Source organism: Micromonospora sp. URMC 106, from assembly GCF_051386395.1.
In the GTDB taxonomy this organism is placed as follows: domain Bacteria; phylum Actinomycetota; class Actinomycetes; order Mycobacteriales; family Micromonosporaceae; genus Micromonospora.
The window spans coordinates 1-14,694 of the sequence record NZ_JBPQTP010000049.1 but is presented as its reverse complement, the minus strand read 5'-3'; the positions used below and the strand labels follow the sequence as shown (position 1 = coordinate 14,694).

14 protein-coding genes and 2 tRNA genes are annotated in these 14,694 nt (G+C 73.4%); 9 read left to right on the top strand and 7 right to left on the bottom strand.

The genetic code is table 11. The features are described from left to right. Nucleotides 1-24: 24 nt before the first annotated feature. Both ACSNOB_RS16890 and ACSNOB_RS16885 read left to right on the top strand, forming a co-directional pair. The gene (locus ACSNOB_RS16890) at nucleotides 25-207 is read left to right on the top strand and encodes a helix-turn-helix domain-containing protein (protein ID WP_436687511.1); all 183 of its coding nucleotides are present in this window, start codon (nucleotides 25-27) and stop codon (nucleotides 205-207) included. Beyond that, complete coding sequence (locus ACSNOB_RS16885; RefSeq protein WP_436687510.1) at nucleotides 207-1,472, top strand: tyrosine-type recombinase/integrase; 1,266 nt, start codon at nucleotides 207-209, stop codon at nucleotides 1,470-1,472. The genes ACSNOB_RS16890 and ACSNOB_RS16885 overlap by 1 nt, the downstream gene beginning before the upstream one ends. Before the next feature lie 84 nt (nucleotides 1,473-1,556). Here the strand turns inward: ACSNOB_RS16885 and ACSNOB_RS16880 are convergent. Continuing rightward, nucleotides 1,557-1,632: transfer RNA gene (locus ACSNOB_RS16880), tRNA-Lys, on the bottom strand. A gap of 186 nt (nucleotides 1,633-1,818) precedes the next feature. Between ACSNOB_RS16880 and ACSNOB_RS16875 the strand changes: the two genes are divergently transcribed. Together ACSNOB_RS16875 and ACSNOB_RS16870 are read left to right on the top strand one after the other, a co-directional pair. Continuing rightward, entirely contained in the window at nucleotides 1,819-3,075 is a 1,257-nt protein-coding gene (locus ACSNOB_RS16875) for an Ig-like domain-containing protein (protein WP_436687509.1), read from the top strand. 321 nt (nucleotides 3,076-3,396) lie between these two features. Beyond that, nucleotides 3,397-4,692, top strand: a complete 1,296-nt coding sequence (locus ACSNOB_RS16870) for an Ig-like domain-containing protein (RefSeq protein ID WP_436687508.1) — start codon at nucleotides 3,397-3,399, stop codon at nucleotides 4,690-4,692. A 52-nt stretch (nucleotides 4,693-4,744) separates the two neighbouring features. On the opposite strand, the gene ACSNOB_RS16865 is transcribed toward ACSNOB_RS16870, so the two are convergent. Both ACSNOB_RS16865 and orn read right to left on the bottom strand, forming a co-directional pair. Beyond that, a tRNA-His gene (locus ACSNOB_RS16865) sits at nucleotides 4,745-4,817 on the bottom strand. Between the two features lie 96 nt (nucleotides 4,818-4,913). Beyond that, nucleotides 4,914-5,504: an oligoribonuclease gene (gene orn / locus ACSNOB_RS16860; RefSeq protein ID WP_393111608.1), complete on the bottom strand. Its 591-nt coding sequence runs from the start codon at nucleotides 5,502-5,504 to the stop codon at nucleotides 4,914-4,916. A 75-nt stretch (nucleotides 5,505-5,579) separates the two neighbouring features. On the opposite strand from orn, the gene ACSNOB_RS16855 reads away from it, so the two are divergent. Beyond that, complete coding sequence (locus ACSNOB_RS16855; protein ID WP_436687507.1) at nucleotides 5,580-6,842, top strand: glycosyltransferase family 87 protein; 1,263 nt, start codon at nucleotides 5,580-5,582, stop codon at nucleotides 6,840-6,842. Nucleotides 6,843-7,160: 318 nt separating this feature from the next. Here ACSNOB_RS16855 and ACSNOB_RS16850 read toward each other — a convergent pair whose 3' ends face one another. The 4 genes from ACSNOB_RS16850 to ACSNOB_RS16835 all read right to left on the bottom strand — a co-directional run bounded on the left by ACSNOB_RS16850 (nucleotide 7,161) and on the right by ACSNOB_RS16835 (nucleotide 11,672). Then, nucleotides 7,161-8,234 (bottom strand): hypothetical protein, encoded by a 1,074-nt coding sequence (locus tag ACSNOB_RS16850; RefSeq protein ID WP_436687506.1) that lies wholly within the window; start codon nucleotides 8,232-8,234, stop codon nucleotides 7,161-7,163. A 140-nt stretch (nucleotides 8,235-8,374) separates the two neighbouring features. Further along, on the bottom strand, nucleotides 8,375-9,106 hold the full coding sequence (locus tag ACSNOB_RS16845) for a YcnI family copper-binding membrane protein (protein ID WP_436687505.1): 732 nt from the start codon (nucleotides 9,104-9,106) through the stop codon (nucleotides 8,375-8,377). Between the two features lie 19 nt (nucleotides 9,107-9,125). After that, complete coding sequence (locus tag ACSNOB_RS16840) at nucleotides 9,126-10,793, bottom strand: copper resistance CopC/CopD family protein (RefSeq protein ID WP_436687504.1); 1,668 nt, start codon at nucleotides 10,791-10,793, stop codon at nucleotides 9,126-9,128. 234 nt (nucleotides 10,794-11,027) lie between these two features. Then, complete coding sequence (locus ACSNOB_RS16835; protein ID WP_436687503.1) at nucleotides 11,028-11,672, bottom strand: zf-HC2 domain-containing protein; 645 nt, start codon at nucleotides 11,670-11,672, stop codon at nucleotides 11,028-11,030. A 107-nt stretch (nucleotides 11,673-11,779) separates the two neighbouring features. Between ACSNOB_RS16835 and ACSNOB_RS16830 the strand changes: the two genes are divergently transcribed. The 4 genes from ACSNOB_RS16830 to ACSNOB_RS16815 form a co-directional block, all read left to right on the top strand. Then, nucleotides 11,780-12,370 (top strand): sigma-70 family RNA polymerase sigma factor, encoded by a 591-nt coding sequence (locus ACSNOB_RS16830; protein WP_436687502.1) that lies wholly within the window; start codon nucleotides 11,780-11,782, stop codon nucleotides 12,368-12,370. Nucleotides 12,371-12,413: 43 nt separating this feature from the next. Continuing rightward, a complete protein-coding gene (locus ACSNOB_RS16825; RefSeq protein ID WP_393111622.1) occupies nucleotides 12,414-12,938 on the top strand; it encodes a MauE/DoxX family redox-associated membrane protein in 525 nt (174 codons plus the stop codon). After that, on the top strand, nucleotides 12,931-13,647 hold the full coding sequence (locus ACSNOB_RS16820) for a DsbA family protein (RefSeq protein ID WP_436687501.1): 717 nt from the start codon (nucleotides 12,931-12,933) through the stop codon (nucleotides 13,645-13,647). Before ACSNOB_RS16825 ends, ACSNOB_RS16820 begins: the two co-directional genes overlap by 8 nt. Continuing rightward, the coding region (locus ACSNOB_RS16815) for a hypothetical protein (protein ID WP_436687500.1) at nucleotides 13,644-14,694 on the top strand (1,051 nt) is incomplete at its 3' end. The genes ACSNOB_RS16820 and ACSNOB_RS16815, both read left to right, overlap by 4 nt.

Here is a 14,694-nt window from a genome sequence, read left to right as displayed (position 1 = left end):
TTATCAACCTGGGAAGGGAGATCAATGGACACGTCCGAGCTTCTGACCGTGCCTGAGGCCGCCGCCCGGCTTCGGATAAGCAAGTGGATGCTCTACAACCTGATCCGGTCGCGTCGCCTGCGCTCCGTGAAGATTGGAGATCGTCGGCTGATTCCGGTGACCGCGCTGCGAAGCTTCCTGGCTTCTCTTGAGGAGGATGCTGCCTGATGGGTGCGGTCATCGCCTTCCCTGTCCCCGAGCCCGAGGAGCCTCGGCGTCGCCGCGCCAAGAAGCGGGCCAATGGTCAGGGGTCCATCTATCAGCGCAAGGATGGCCGGTGGGCAGGAGCCGCCTACGTCCTCACCGCTGATGGCACCTTCAAGCGGGTGCCCGTCTATGGCAGGTCGGCGGAGGAGGTCGATGCCAAGCTCACTGAGATCAAGAGTCGTTCCAATCGGGGTCTGCCGGCTGAGGCCACCGGATGGACTATCGCTTCCTACGCGGACTACTGGATGGAGCATGTGGCTTCACCCAAGCTGCGGCCGACCACGCTGGTGCGCTATCGGTCGTTGATCTCGCGTTACGTGGTGCCGGTTATCGGAAAGAGGCGGCTCACTGCCCTAACTCCGGCCGATGTCCGGCTCATGCTCGCCAAGGCGGCGGCAACGCGTACGGCCGGCCGGAAGGGTCAGCCCGAGGACGAGCGGCCCAAGGTGTCGGCGCGAACGGTTCAGCAGGTTCACGCGGTGCTGCGGGCAATGCTCAGTCAGGCCGTGCGCGAGGAGCTGCTTGCCCGCAACGTCGCTCGGCTGGTGCAGGCACCCGCCCCTGACCGCGAGGAAATCCACCCCTGGGCTGAGGCCGAAGCCCGCGCATTCCTGGCAGCAGCGCGAACGCACCGGCTGCATGCCCTGTTCGTCGTCGCGTTGGCTCTTGGTCTGCGACGTGGTGAACTCCTTGGGCTGCGGTGGTCGGATGTCGACCTGAGCGCGGGACAGTTGCGGGTGTGGCAGACATTGCAGCGGGTTCGCGGCGATGGCGTGGTGTTTGGCCCACCCAAGTCGCGCCGCTCCCGGCGGGTTCTGACGATGCCGGCCGTTGTGGTCCAGGCGCTCAAGCGACACCGCAGCGTCCAAGAGCATGAGCGCGGCCTCGCCGATGGGAATTGGCACGAGACTGGGCTGGTCTTTACTACCGCCACCGGTCGCCACGTCGAACCGCGCAACCTGAACACCGCCTTCGCCCGGTTGATCGTCAGAGCCGGTGTCCGGCCAATCCGCTTTCATGACCTGCGGCACACGTGCGCGACCCTGCTGCTGGCCGCTGGCGTGTCGCCACGGGTGGTCATGGACATCCTCGGCCACTCGCAGATCGCGGTGACCATGAATATCTACGGGCACGTGATGCCGGCGATGCAGCAGGAGGCGGCGGGCCACATCGACGCGGCGCTCAGCGAGCCGGAAGCAGAGGCGGGTGATGACGCTGACGAGTGACATGGTTGCTGTCGCCGTTGCTGTCAATCACTCGGAAACGACATCTGGGCATCCACCCGTAAGGGTGAATGCCCAGATGATTGCTGGTGCGCCGCCAGGGACTCGAACCCCGAACCCGCGGATTAAGAGTCCGCTGCTCTGCCAGTTGAGCTAGCGGCGCTCGCTGGCAACGGGGAGAACATTAGCACGCCCTCCGAGCCGGGTTCCAATCCGATCCCCGGCTCCCCCCTTCGGTCGAGCTTAACGGGCATCCAGGGCAAAACCACCGGGCGTACGACGACAGGGGTCTGCGGAGCGGGGCCGATGCGGCACCATGTGCGCCAGGTACGCGAGAACAGAGGTGGGGATGGGCAGGTTCGCGCGGGCCGGGGCGATGGTGGGCGCCCTCGGTCTGATGGCGTCGCTGGCACTGACAGCCTGCGGCGAGGAGCAGAAGAAGGCGGAGTTCGTCGGCGGCACCACTCCCGTCACGACGAGCGCGGCGGCCGAGCCCGCCAGCCCGGTGGCGCCGAGCGGTCCGCCGCTGGCGCTGAGCCCGGCCGACGGGGCGAAGAACAAGCCGGTCAGCTCCGAGATCAGCGCGAAGCTGCCCGACAGCGGCAAGGTGTCGAGCGTCACGCTGACCGCGGCGGACGGCAAGCAGGTCGAGGGGCGTCTGCGCGCCGACGGCTCCTCCTGGGTGCCGTCAAAGCCGCTGAAGTACGGCACCCGCTACACGGCCACCGTCACCGCCACCGGGGCCGACGGCGCGACGAGTCAGGGCACCAGCACCTTCACGACGATGGCGAAGCCCAAGTCCTTGATCAGCTCGGGGCTGTACCTCTTCGACGACAAGACCTACGGCGTGGCGATGCCGGTGGTCACCGAGTTCCACCCGGGCATCCCGAAGAAGGACCGGGCCGCGGTGCAGAAGCGCATGTTCGTGCACACCGACCCGCCGCAGCCGGGTGCCTGGCACTGGGTCGACAACGGCACCCAGGCCTACTACCGCGCGCCGGAGTACTGGAAGCCCGGCACCACGCTCACCGTCCGGATCGCGCTGGCCGGCATCCCGCTGAGCAACGGCCGGTACGGCAACGTCGACCGGACGGCCACCGCGAAGATCGGCCGGGCGTTCGAGATGAAGGTCGACAACGCCACCAAGAAGATGACGGTGTACGAGGACGGCCAGGTCGTCCGCACCCTGCCGGTGAGCCTCGGCAAGAAGAAGACGCCCTCCTCCAGCGGCACGATGGTGGTTATGGAGAAGAAGGAGTCCACCGTCTTCGACACCCGGGACGACCCGGATCCGGCGAACCGCTACGTCACCGAGATCGACTTCGCCCAGCGGCTCACCTGGGGCGGCGAGTACATCCACGCCGCGCCCTGGTCGGAGCACGTGCAGGGCCGGCAGAACGTCTCGCACGGCTGCGTCAACGTCTCCACGACGAACGCCAGGTGGCTGTTCGAGAAGACGAAGGTCGGCGACCCGATCACCATCAAGGGCACCGAGCGCAGGTTGGCGCCCGGCAACGGCTGGACGGCGTGGAGCCTGAGCTGGTCGGAGTTCGTCAAGGGCAGTGCCCTGCCGGTGCCCGAGGGCGGCGCGGGGCCGGCGTTCTGACAGCCACCCCGACCCGACGACCCGGCGACCGGTCCGCTCTCGCGGGCCGGTCGCCGCCTTTCCGGCCCGACCACTCGGGGTCGATCGCCGGGAGGCGGCGAGGGAGCCCGGCTCCGCATCCGCCGGGCCCACGGTCGACGCCCGCCGCGTCCTCCGCGCCGGCCGCCCGGTGAAGACGAATCCATTTCGCGAAGCCGAAGATTTTATCAACATCCGGACAGGTTGCCCGGCGTGTTTCGGTTCACCTTCAGGAACGGGTATCAGTCCGGGTGCGTCAGTGAGGGACGATGGGCAATCGGGGACCACGACTGTGAGGGAATCATGCGAGCTGTCCAGGACCAGCTGATCCGGCCCGGGGACGACCGGCGGGGTGCGCGACGCCGCGGGTTCGCGGCGGCGGTGCTCGCCGCGACACTCGCCCTGACCGCCGCCTGCACCGACGGCGGCGGGGACAAGCCGTCCGGCTGGCAGAACGGCGGCGGCCAGCCCGCCGCGCCGAAGGCCGCGGCCACCATCGTCGAGCCCAAGGCCGACGCGAAGGACGTGCCCGCCTCGACCGGCATCACCTTCACCACGAAAGACGCCCAGCAGACCACCGTCGAGCTCAAGGACTCGTCCGGCGAGGCCGTCGAGGGCAAGCTCGGCGCCGACGGCGCGAGCTGGCTCCCCGCCGGCGCGCTGGAGTACGGCGAGACCTACACCGCCACCGTGACCGCGACCGGTGACGACGGGCGGCCCGCCACGGCGACCAGCACCTTCACCACCATGGCCAAGCCGGGCAAGCAGGTCCGGATCAGCAGCTTCCTCGGCGACGACCAGGTGGTCGGCGTCGGCATGCCGCTGATCGTCAAGTTCAGCCGGGCCATCCCCGAGGACTACCGCGACGACGTCCAGAGCCGGATGACGGTCACCTCCACGCCGGCCCAGGAGGGCATCTGGCACTGGGTCAGCCCCACGGAGATCCGCTACCGCCCCAAGGAGTTCTGGCAGGCCGACAGCAAGGTCTCCTACCGTGTCCAGGCGGGCGGCCTGCCGCTGGGCGACGGCTGGTACGGCCGGGCGGACCTCACCGTCGACATCAAGGTCGGCCCTGCGGTGATCATGACCGTGGACAACAGGACCAAGCGGATGACCGTCACGAAGAACGGGTCGGTGATCAAGACCATCCCGGTCAGCCTCGGCAAGAAGAGCACCCCGTCCTCCAGCGGCACGATGGTGGTGATCGAGAAGCTGCGCAAGACGGTCTTCGACACCTTCGAGGAGTTGGGCCCCGAGGAGGGCTACCGCACCAAAATCGACTACGCCCAGCGGCTGACCTGGGGCGGCGAGTTCATCCACGCCGCGCCCTGGTCGGAGGGGCAGCAGGGCAGCGTAAACGTCTCCCACGGCTGCGTGAACGTCTCGATGGCCAACGGCGCGTGGCTGTTCGCCAACACCCGGGTCGGCGACCCGATCACCGTCAAGGGCACCGAGCGCAAGCTCCAGAACGGCAACGGCTGGACCGACTGGAACATGAGCTGGGACGAGTACGTCAAGGGCAGCGCCCTGCCGTACGAGCCGCCGGCCGAGGCGACCCCGGACGCGAGCGACGAGCCCGAGCCCACGCCGACGGCCTGAGCCCCGGATACGACGAAGGCCCCCTCCGCGAGGAGGGGGCCTTCGTCAACCGGGTGACTGATGGGAATTGAACCCACGACAACCGGGACCACAACCCGGTGCTCTGCCAACTGAGCTACAGCCACCATGCCTTCCTCGCCCGGTCGATCGCCCCGGGCGGGGTGCGGACCAATAATAGCCCTACCCCGGCCCGCCGCGTCCAGCGGGTTCGCCGGGACGGCTCAGAGCTGGGCGGCGATCGCCTTGGCGGTCTCCACGTCGGGGCCGGGCAGCGGCACGAAGACGGTCCGCCGGTAGTACTCCAGCTCCCGGATGCTCTCCCGGATGTCGGCCAGGGCCCGGTGCGCGAGCCCCTTCTGCGGCTGCCCGAAGTACACCCGTGGGTACCAGCGGCGGCACAGCTCCTTGATCGAGGAGACGTCGATCATCCGGTAGTGCAGGTGCGCGTCGAGGCGCGGCATGTCCCGGGTGATGAAGCCGCGGTCGGTGGCGATCGAGTTGCCGCAGAGCGGCGCGGTGCGCGGGTCCTTGACGTGGCTGGCGACGTAGTCGAGGACCATGTCCTCGGCCTCGGCCAGGGTCACCGTCGAGCGCCGCACCTCCTCGGTCAGCCCCGACTTGCCGTGCATCGTCCGGACGATCTCCGGCATCGCCTCCAGCGCCTCCTCGTCGGCGTGGATCACCACGTCGACGCCCTCCCCGAGCACGTTGAGATCGGGATCGGTGACGAGCGCGGCAACCTCGATCAGCTTGTCCCTGCCGAGGTCCAACCCGGTCATCTCACAGTCGATCCAGACGAGAAGATCAGCCACCGGCCCAGCCTACGCGCAGCTCCCCCGGCCGCGCGCCCGCGCACCGTGCCGCAGCCCGCCCGCTAGGGTTTCCCCGTGCCAGCCGAACCCGCCGCACCGCCCGCCGTCACCGACGACGACCCCGGCGGCCGTACGGTCCGTCGGCTCGTCGCCGTGCTGGCGCTGGCCGCCGTGCTGCCGGCGCTCTACCTGCCCGGCCTGGTGCACGACTTCTTCGACCTGAAGATCTACATGCGGGCGATGGACTGGTGGGCGGCCGGCAACCCGCTCTACGACTACGTGCAGCCCGACCGAGTCCAGGGCGAGCTCTACTTCACGTACCCCCCGTTCAGCGCGCTGCTGTTGCGGCCGTTCGCGCTGCTGCCGCTGGGCGCCACCGTGACGATCTTCACGGTCCTGACCGGGCTCGCGGTGGTGGTCACCACCCGCTGGCTGCTGGCGCCGGTGATCGCCCGGCACGGCCTGCCCCGTGTGTTCACCCTCACGGTGGCGGTCCTGCTCGTGCTGGCGGTGGAGAGCACCCGCGAGACGATCACCTTCGGTCAGATCAACATGCTGCTGGTCGTGCTGATCCTGGCCGACCTGCTCTTCGCCGTACCCCGGGCGGGTCGCTGGGCCGGCGTCGGCGTGGGGCTGGCGACGGCGCTCAAGCTCTTCCCGGGCATCTTCATCGTCTATCTGCTGGCCACCCGGCGGTGGCGGGCGGCGGCGGTGGCGAGCGCGACTGCCGCCGCCGCGACCCTGCTCGCCGCGGCGGTCGCGCCCCGGGACTCGTGGCGGTTCTGGACCCACGAGCTGTGGGCGACCGACCGGGTCGGCCGCACGGACTACACCGGCAACCAGTCGCTGTTCGGGCTGCTCAGCCGCATCACCGCGCCGGAGAAGCCGGACCGGCTGCTCTGGCTGCTGGTGGTCGCGGTCGTCGCCGGGTACGGGCTGTGGCGGGCGGCACGGGCCGCCCGGGCGGGGGACGCGCTCACCGGCCTCGCCCTCACCGGGCTGGTCGGCGCGCTGGTCAGCCCCATCACCTGGACCCACCACATCTACTGGTTCATCCCCGCCGTGGTGGTGCTGGCGGACGCGGCGCTGAGCGCCGACCCCGCCGAGGGCGCCCGCCGCCGGAGGGCGCTGGCGGCGCTCGCCGTCGGCACGACGGCCCTGATCGTGTACGGCGTGGTGACGTTCTACGACTGGGGGATCGCCCCGGTGCGCACCGACTCGCCGGGCGAGTTCCTGGTGCGCAACACGTACGTGCTGCTGAGCCTGGTGCTGCTGGTGGCGCTGCCGGTCGGGCGCAGGGCCGGGAAGTCGCACCAAATGGACAGTCTTCCCGAGTAGCCCTCTTCACCGCTAATCTGGTCGCAACTACCTCAGACGTCTCTCGGGTAGCACCGATCCCCCGGTGAAGGCGGCCCTCCGCGTCGGCAGCGCGGAGGGCCGCTCGCCGTCCGGCCTCCCTCCGGGGCGGTCGGCGTGGTGCGCGTGCGGGTCCCCGGCGCGGTGGGTGGTGCGCGTGCGGAGCCCGGACGGGGTGGGCGTGGTGCGCGTGCGGAGTTCCGGGGCGGTCAGCGGGGTGCGCGTGGCGAGCCCGGTCGGTGTGGTCCGCCCGTGCCATCCGGTGCGGCCGGCGTGCCGCGTCGAGGAGCCCGACGCAGGTCAGCGTGGGGCGTCCGGGGGGCCGGCGTGCGGGGACTCCGGCCCGGCGTGCGGGGACTCCGGCCCGGCGTGCGGGGGCTCCGGGGCGGCGGGACGAAGCTGACCCTCGGTCGGGACCGGCTGGGCCGTCTCCTCGGCGGCGGCCGGCGGCCAGGCGAGACTGAGGGTCACCTCGGGCGGCCGGACCGCCGGGTCGCCGGCGAGGTCGGCGAGCGTCGCCGGTCGGCGTGCGGGCACCGGCCCGATCGCGGGCCGGGATCCGCCGGGACCGGCGCCGACCGAGGCGAGCTGGCGCTCGACGGCCGGGGACCGGTCGCTGTCCCGGGTCGGCTGGGCGCCCAGCCCGCTGAGCGAGGTCACGCCGAGCCGCCCGGCCAGCACCGGCACCTGGTCCGGTTCGACCACGAAGACCACCTCGCGCGGGCGGACCGGGCGCAGCAGGAGCAGCACGGCGAGCGCCACCGCCAGCACCCCGCCGGCCAGCAGGCCCGCCGTCGCCGGGGCGGTCCACCCGGCGCGCAGTTCCGCGCGCAGTTCCAGGGTCAGGTCCGCGCGCCCGTCGGGACGCATCACCACCAGGCTCAGCCGCCGGTCGGCCAACTCCTGCGGGGACCACTCCAGCGCGCCGATCCCCTCGCGTACCCAGAAGGGCTGGCCGATCGGCGTGCCGGCCGGCGCGGTCGCGGCGGACCGCGCGGCGGGCCCCAGCCGGACCGGCAGCGGACCCCGGGCCAGGGCCACCCGGTGGACCTCGGCGTGCGGCACCGGGTCGAGCCAGCGCCGCACCTCGTCGGCGGGAGCCAGCCCGACGAAGGCGGGACCGTCGGCCGTGCGGGCCTCCAGCCGGAGCCGGGCCTGCCCGGCCCTGGTGAACGGTGCCTCCGCACGCAGCAGCCGGTCGAGGTCCCGGACGACCACCGCGTGCCCGGGGGTGTGCACCGTCTCGAACCGGGCGCTGAACGCGCCCGCGGGGTCGGCGTGCCGGGTGAGCATCCCGAGCGCTCCGCCGGCGAGCAGCGCCGGGATCCCGATGGTCAGCAGCAGCACCCCGCCGAGCACCCGCACGAACCGCATTCGCCTCGTCCCCCTCCGTAGCCGGATACCCGGCCGACCTTACCGACGAGGGAGGGCTGATCAGCGGATATCCACGGCACGGGCCCGGAAAGCAACCGGCCCGCCGGGTACGCCGACGGGCCGGTGGACGAAGCGACGGGTCACGCCTTCGGCGTGGGCTCCCGCCGGGTCCGCGCGAACGCGAGCCCGCCGAGCAGCAGGCCCCCCGCCCCGGCGACCAGGCCGGCGATGCCGAGGCCGATGGCCAGGCCGTCGCCCTCGGCGTCGTCATCGTCGTCGTCGGCCTGCGCCGGGACGCCGCCGGTGGGGGCGGCCGACGGCGAGGCCGCGGTGAGGGTGAGCACCGGGGCCGGGCTCTCCGGCTCCTCGCCGCCGGGGGTCGGCTCCTCGATCCAGCGCTGCACGTTGCCGTCGGAGTACGTCTGCAACGTCTTGAAGACCATCGTGTCGACCTGCGGCAGCGGCCCCATCGACACCGGGAACTCCTGGAACTGGCCGGGCTTGACCGCCGCGTCCCCGGTCGCGGTCCAGGTCAGTTTGGCGACGACCTCCGTGAGCTGGCTGCCGTGCACCTCGACCGGCGGATCGACCTTGCGCTTCTCCACCGCGACCGTCCAGCCCGGCACCGGCATGGTCGACACCGAGCCCACCGGCGCGTTCTCCGGCAGCACGACCTCCACCTTCGTCGTGGCGGCCGTGTCACTCTCGTTCGGCACCCGGAAGGCGAACCGGCCGTAGCCGCCCTGGGTTGCCTCCTTCGGATTGATCGTGACGTGGGCCGAGGCGGGCGCCGCGAAGCCGAGGACGGCGGTGGCGACGGCGCCGAGCGCCAGCGCGGCAGCAGCGGTTGCGGTACGCCGGTGACGGATCATCTGCGTGGGAGCCTTCCTGTTACCTGATGGGCACGGTGGCGGTCACCGTGGCCTGGTCGATGTCGGACGTGCGGACGGTGACACGCAACTGCCACTCCCCCGCCGCCGGCAGGTTGATCTCGCCGGTGGCGTGGTTGTCGGTCAGCGGCAGCAGCGGGACCTGGATCGGTTCGATCCCGGCCGACGGCAGGGCGACCGTGGCGCGCCACTCCACCACCGGCTGCGGCCGGTTGTCCTTCGAGTACGCGTAGAAGTGCACGGTGTTGTTGCCCCGCTCGGCCGGGTCCAGCTCGACCTGGAGCGAGTAGTTCGGGCTGGACAGCGTCGTCGAGAAGTAGCCGGGGGACCCGCCGGCCACGTCGGAGCCGGCGGTGCGGGCCGGGGTGGTCTGCACCAGGATGGCGGACAGGCCGAGCACCACGGCCGTGATCGCCAGTTCCGCCCCGACCGCCCGCCGCATCGACGTCGGCCGGCCCGCCGCCGTACGCCGGCGCACCAACTGCCGGGAGTACGCGGCCACCGCGATCACCAGCACGAACAGCCCGATCTTGCCGAGCAGCAACCGCCCGTACGTGGTGTCGACCAGCGCGCTCGGCGTGGCCACCTCGATCAGCGCCTGGACGGTGCCGGCGAGCAGCAGCGCCGAGACGGCCAGTGCCGCCCAGCGCGACCAGATCGGCAGGATCGCGTCCAGTTCCCGATCGTCGGCCCGGCGCAGCAGGAAGCCGGCGAGCATCACGAGCCCGCCCAGCCAGACCGCCATGCTGCCCAGGTGGACCGCGTCGACGAGAACGGAGACCGCCGGGGCGGGCGAGGCCGCCGGATGCCCGGCCAGCGGCCAGGTCAACAGGGCCGCCACCCCGAGGATGCCCAGGATCACCAGGTCGGCGCGGCCGGCCGGCCCGGCCAGCAGCGGCCGCAGCAGGAACGCCGCCGCCGCCAGCAGGCCCAGCCGGACCAGGTGCGCGGCGCCGAAGGTGCTGCCCAGCACGGCGCTCAGCCCTTCGCCGGTGACGTCGAACACGCCTCCGCCAGCGGTGTAGGGGACCTGGAGCAGCAGGTTCGCCACGGTGGAGAGCGCCACCAGCCCGAGCCCCGCCCAGGCCAGTCGCGCCGGGCCCCGCCGGGGCAGCCGCCGGGGCCACAGCGCGGCGAGGACCATCGCCGGGCCGACGAGCAGCAGCAGGCCGGCATAGCCGACGTACTTGGCCACCTTGACCGCGTTGCCGACGACCGGGTCGGCCCGGCTGTCGTCCTCCCCGGTGTCCACGGGGGGCGTCGAGGGCGCGCCGACGGAGTAGGTGAACGCGCCGGAGACCGGGTGGCTGTCGGCGGAGATCACCCGGTAGCTGACCAGGTAGGTGCCGCGCCCGCCGGCCGAGTCGACCGGGACCGTGACCACGCCGCCGGAGAAGGTCGGCTCGCCCCGGTCCGCGCGGGAGCCGTCGGGCGCGATGACGCGGATCTTGCCCGGCACCTTCCGGACGGACTCGCTGAAGGTCAGCACCACCTCGGCGGGCCCGTTCGGCACGACGGCCGAGGCGACCGGGCTGCTGCTCACCAGCACCGCGTGGGCGCTGGCGGGACCGGCGGGGGCGATCAGCAGGGCGACGACGGTGACCAGCAGGCCGGCGGCGACGGTCAGCCGGGCGAACCAGCGACGGATGGCGACACTCATGCCGGCCATGCTCTCGGACCCGACCCCTCGGGCGCGACTGCGTCGATGCCGGGCCCGGCCGGAACCCACCCGGCCCCGGCCGGGCCGGGGGCGGCCGAGGGTCCCCGGAGCCGCCCGCCCGGCGCGACGCGGGACACGACCGGGAGATGCCCGCCCGGCGCGACCCGAGGCGCGATCGGAAGCCGCCCGCCCGGCGCGACGCGGGACACGACCGGGCCGCACCGCCGCCGGGCCGGCGCGCGGTCAGCCATGCCGGGCCCGTAGTGCGGTCGCCACCCGGCGGTCCGGCTCGCCGCTGACCCGCCCCAGCGCCCACAACAGCCCCGCCTGCACCACGGCGGCCAGGTGGCCGACCTCGTGCACCAGGGCGGTGGTCGAGTTGGCGATGTCGACCGCGCTGGTACCGGCCAGGCAGACCGCCAGCACCAGCGCCACCGGCACGAACGCGCGGGCCCGCTCCGGCCGCCACGCGGCCAGCGCGAAGCCGACCGCCAGGGCCACGTCGAAGGAGGCCATCTCGCGGCTGGTGTGCGGGTCGACGGTCACGCCCAGCCCGGCCAGCAGCACCGGCAGCGCGATCGACAACTGGGCGACGGCGGCGACCGCGACGGCCACCCGCAGCACCTGGCGGCGGGCCCGCCGGGCCGCCGCCGGCGCGCCCCGTGCCGCGACCGGGTCGGCGGCCACCGCCGCCAGCACCGAGGCCGTCAGGTCGGGCACCGCCACCGCCCGCACCCGGGCCAGCCGGGTCACCTGCTCGGCGCGGGACAGCCAGGCGCGGCAGCCGGGGCAACGCTCCGTGTGCGCGTCCAGCACCTCCGGCGCCGCCTGCGGGTCCTCGCCGTCCAGCCGCGCCGACAGCGCCGTGCGTACGTCGTCGCATGTCATGAGCGGGTAGTCGTCCGGCGTGCCGGAAAAGTTCCCGGCGTGGCGCAGGCCATGGAAGGGCCGAAGGACCCTGCCCGGCCCTGCCGGGCCGCGTAACCTGGACTGTCGTGATCCCCGCCCCGCGCGAGACCTCCGCCGTCGGTCCGACCGACGCCGCGGGCCCCGCCGCGCGCGAGTCGGCGACCGGGTGGGCGCTGGCCGCCCGCGACGGGGATCCCGTCGCCCAGGCCGCCTTCGTCCGGCTCACCCAGGCCGAGGTGTGGCGCTTCGCCGCCGCGCTGGTCGACCCGGACAGCGCCGACGACCTGACGCAGGAGACCTACCTGCGGGCGTTCCGGGCGCTGCCGGCCTTCGAAGGGCGTTCCAGCGCCCGGACGTGGCTGCTCGGCATCGCCCGGCGGGCCTGTGCCGACCACCTGCGCACCGTCGTGCGCCGCCGCCGGCTCGACGAACGGCTCGCGGCCGACGCGTGGACCGCCCGGTCGCACCCCGACCCCGCCGGCCAGCTCGGCGCCGCCGACCTGGTCCGCCGGCTCCCCGCCGAGCGACGCGGCGCGTTCGTGCTCACCCAACTGCTCGGCCTGTCGTACGCCGAGGCCGCCGCCGTGGAGGGAGTGCCGGTGGGCACCATCCGCTCCCGGGTGGCCCGGGCCCGCAACGACCTCGTCGAGGCGGTCGGCGACGCCCTCGCCGGATGAGCCGGACCGTGGCCGGGAACTTCCGCGGCGGACGCGACGACCAATGAGCGTGACCACACCAGGCATCCGGGCCGCCCGCTGGCCCGCCGTCCGCCCCTGGCTCGGCGTCGCCGCCCGGCTGGGCCTGGCCGCCGTGTGGCTGGTCGCCGGCGGCAGCAAGGTCGGTGACCTGGCCGCCTCCGGGCGCGCCGTCAACGCGTACCAGGTCATGCCGTACGACGTCGCCACGGTGGTCGGCGCGGCGCTGCCCTTCGTGGAGCTGGCGCTGGGCGTACTCCTGCTCCTCGGACTGGCCACCCGACTGGGCGCCGGGGTCTCCGCGGCGCTGCTGGTGGTCTTCATCGCGGGCATCGCCTCGGCCTGGGGCCGGGGCCTGGCGATCGACTGCGGCTGCTTCGGCAGCGGCGGCCAGCTCGCCGAGGGACAGGCACCGAGCTACCTCCCGGAGATCCTCCGGGACCTGGGATTCCTGGCGCTGGCCGGCTTCCTGCTGATCTGGCCCCGCACGCCCGTCTCCGTGGACGGCTGGCTGACGGGGGACGCACCCGTGGAGGACGAGAATGAGTAGTCGCAAGGGGCAGAAGGGCGCCGCGCGGGTGGTCCGCGAACAGCTCGCCCGGGAGCGGCGGCGCAAGCGGACGCTCTGGGTCTCCGTGGCGGCCGTCGCCGTCCTGGTGATCGCCGGCCTCATCGGCTGGAGCGTCTACTCCAGCCAGCGCTCCGACGACTTCACCCCGCCGACCGGCTCGAACGAGGCCGGCACCGGCGTCGTCGCCGGCTCGGGCCCGGTCACCGTGGACGTCTACGAGGACTTCCTCTGCCCGGCCTGCAAGCAGTTCGAGCAGGTCAGCGGCCCGACGATCGACCAGCTCATCAGCGAGGGCAAGGTGCGGGTCGTCTACCACCCGGTGGCCTACCTCAACCGCTTCTCCACCACCGGGTACTCGACCCGGTCCTCGGCGGCCTCCGGCTGTGCCGCCGAGAGCGGCCGGTACCGGGAGTACGCCAAGGCGCTGTTCGAGCGGCAGCCGCCGGAGGGCGGCGCCGGGCTGAGCGACGACGAGCTGGTCGACATCGCGGCGGGCGCCGGCATCGACCGGGACGGGTTCGCCTCCTGCCTGCGGGAGGGCACCTTCAAGCCGTGGACCGAGCACGTGACCGAGGAGGCCAGCAAGGCCGGCATCACCGGCACGCCGACCATCCTGGTCGACGGCGAGGAGGTCGCCGACCGCAGCCCGGAGGGGATCAAGGCGGCGGTGGCGGCGGCCGGCCAGTGATCCGTGACCTGCTGGCCCGCGCCGGTCTGGTGCTCACCGCCGCGCTGACCGCGACGCTCGCGCTCGCCGGGCCGGCGGCCGCGCACGGGGCGGACGCCCCCGACGGCACCGACTACCGCACCGAGGTGACGGAGGTCACCCCGACCCGGCCGGGGCTGAGCGTACGGGCGGTGGAGGCGGGCGCCCGGCTGGAACTGACCAACACCGGCGACCGCGACGTCGAGGTGCTCGGCTACTCCGGGGAGCCGTACCTGCGGGTCGGCGCCGACGGGGTGTACGAGAACGTACGCTCGCCCGCGACGTACCTGAACCGGACCATCGCCGGGGACACCCGGCTGCCGGCCGAGGTGGACCCGGCGGCCGCGCCGCAGTGGCGGCGGGTCGACAGCTCGTCCACGGCGCGCTGGCACGACCAGCGGGCGCTCTGGCGCGAGTCGGGGCCGCCGCCGCAGGTGCGGGCCGCCCCGGACCGGGAGCACCGGGTGCGGGACTGGGTGGTGCCGCTGCGCGCCGGCGCCGAGCCGATGGAGATCCGCGGCACGCTCGACTGGGTGCCGCCGCCGGACGCGTACGCCTGGTGGGTGGTCGCCACGCTCGGGCTGCTCGCCGTGGGCGCACTCGGGCTGCTGCCGGCCGGGTCCGTCCCGGGCGGGCGGGCGCTGGCCGGGCTCGGCGGGCTGCTGGTGCTCGGCGGGCTGGCGGCGGTGACGTTCACCGTGGGCCGGGAGCTCGACGCCGGCGCGCGGGGCCCTGGCGGGCTGCTGACCGGCCTGCTCGGCGGGCAGGTCTGGGCGCTGCTGACCGGGCTCGGCGCGATCGCCGCCGGGGTCTTCGCGCTGGCCCGCCGGCCGGCCGCCGACTTCGCGCTGGCGCTGGCCGGGGCCTGCCTGGCGCTCTTCGCCGGGGTGGCCAACGCCGCCGTCTTCGCCCGTGGTGTCGCCCCGGTCCCCTGGTCGGGAACGGCCGCCCGGATCCTGGTCGCCGCCGTCCTCGTCGCCGGCGCCGGCGCCACCGCCGCCGGTGCCCTCCGCCTGCACGCCACCTCCC

Coding starts and splice junctions, on each gene's coding strand:
- ACSNOB_RS16890 (WP_436687511.1), top strand. CDS start 25: ATGGACACGTCCGAGCTTCTGACCGTGCCTGAGGCCGCCGCCCGGCTT.
- ACSNOB_RS16885 (WP_436687510.1), top strand. CDS start 207: ATGGGTGCGGTCATCGCCTTCCCTGTCCCCGAGCCCGAGGAGCCTCGG.
- ACSNOB_RS16875 (WP_436687509.1), top strand. CDS start 1,819: ATGGGCAGGTTCGCGCGGGCCGGGGCGATGGTGGGCGCCCTCGGTCTG.
- ACSNOB_RS16870 (WP_436687508.1), top strand. CDS start 3,397: ATGCGAGCTGTCCAGGACCAGCTGATCCGGCCCGGGGACGACCGGCGG.
- ACSNOB_RS16850 (WP_436687506.1), bottom strand. CDS start 8,234: ATGCGGTTCGTGCGGGTGCTCGGCGGGGTGCTGCTGCTGACCATCGGG.
- ACSNOB_RS16845 (WP_436687505.1), bottom strand. CDS start 9,106: ATGATCCGTCACCGGCGTACCGCAACCGCTGCTGCCGCGCTGGCGCTC.
- ACSNOB_RS16840 (WP_436687504.1), bottom strand. CDS start 10,793: ATGGCCGGCATGAGTGTCGCCATCCGTCGCTGGTTCGCCCGGCTGACC.
- ACSNOB_RS16835 (WP_436687503.1), bottom strand. CDS start 11,672: ATGACATGCGACGACGTACGCACGGCGCTGTCGGCGCGGCTGGACGGC.
- ACSNOB_RS16825 (WP_393111622.1), top strand. CDS start 12,414: ATGAGCGTGACCACACCAGGCATCCGGGCCGCCCGCTGGCCCGCCGTC.
- ACSNOB_RS16820 (WP_436687501.1), top strand. CDS start 12,931: ATGAGTAGTCGCAAGGGGCAGAAGGGCGCCGCGCGGGTGGTCCGCGAA.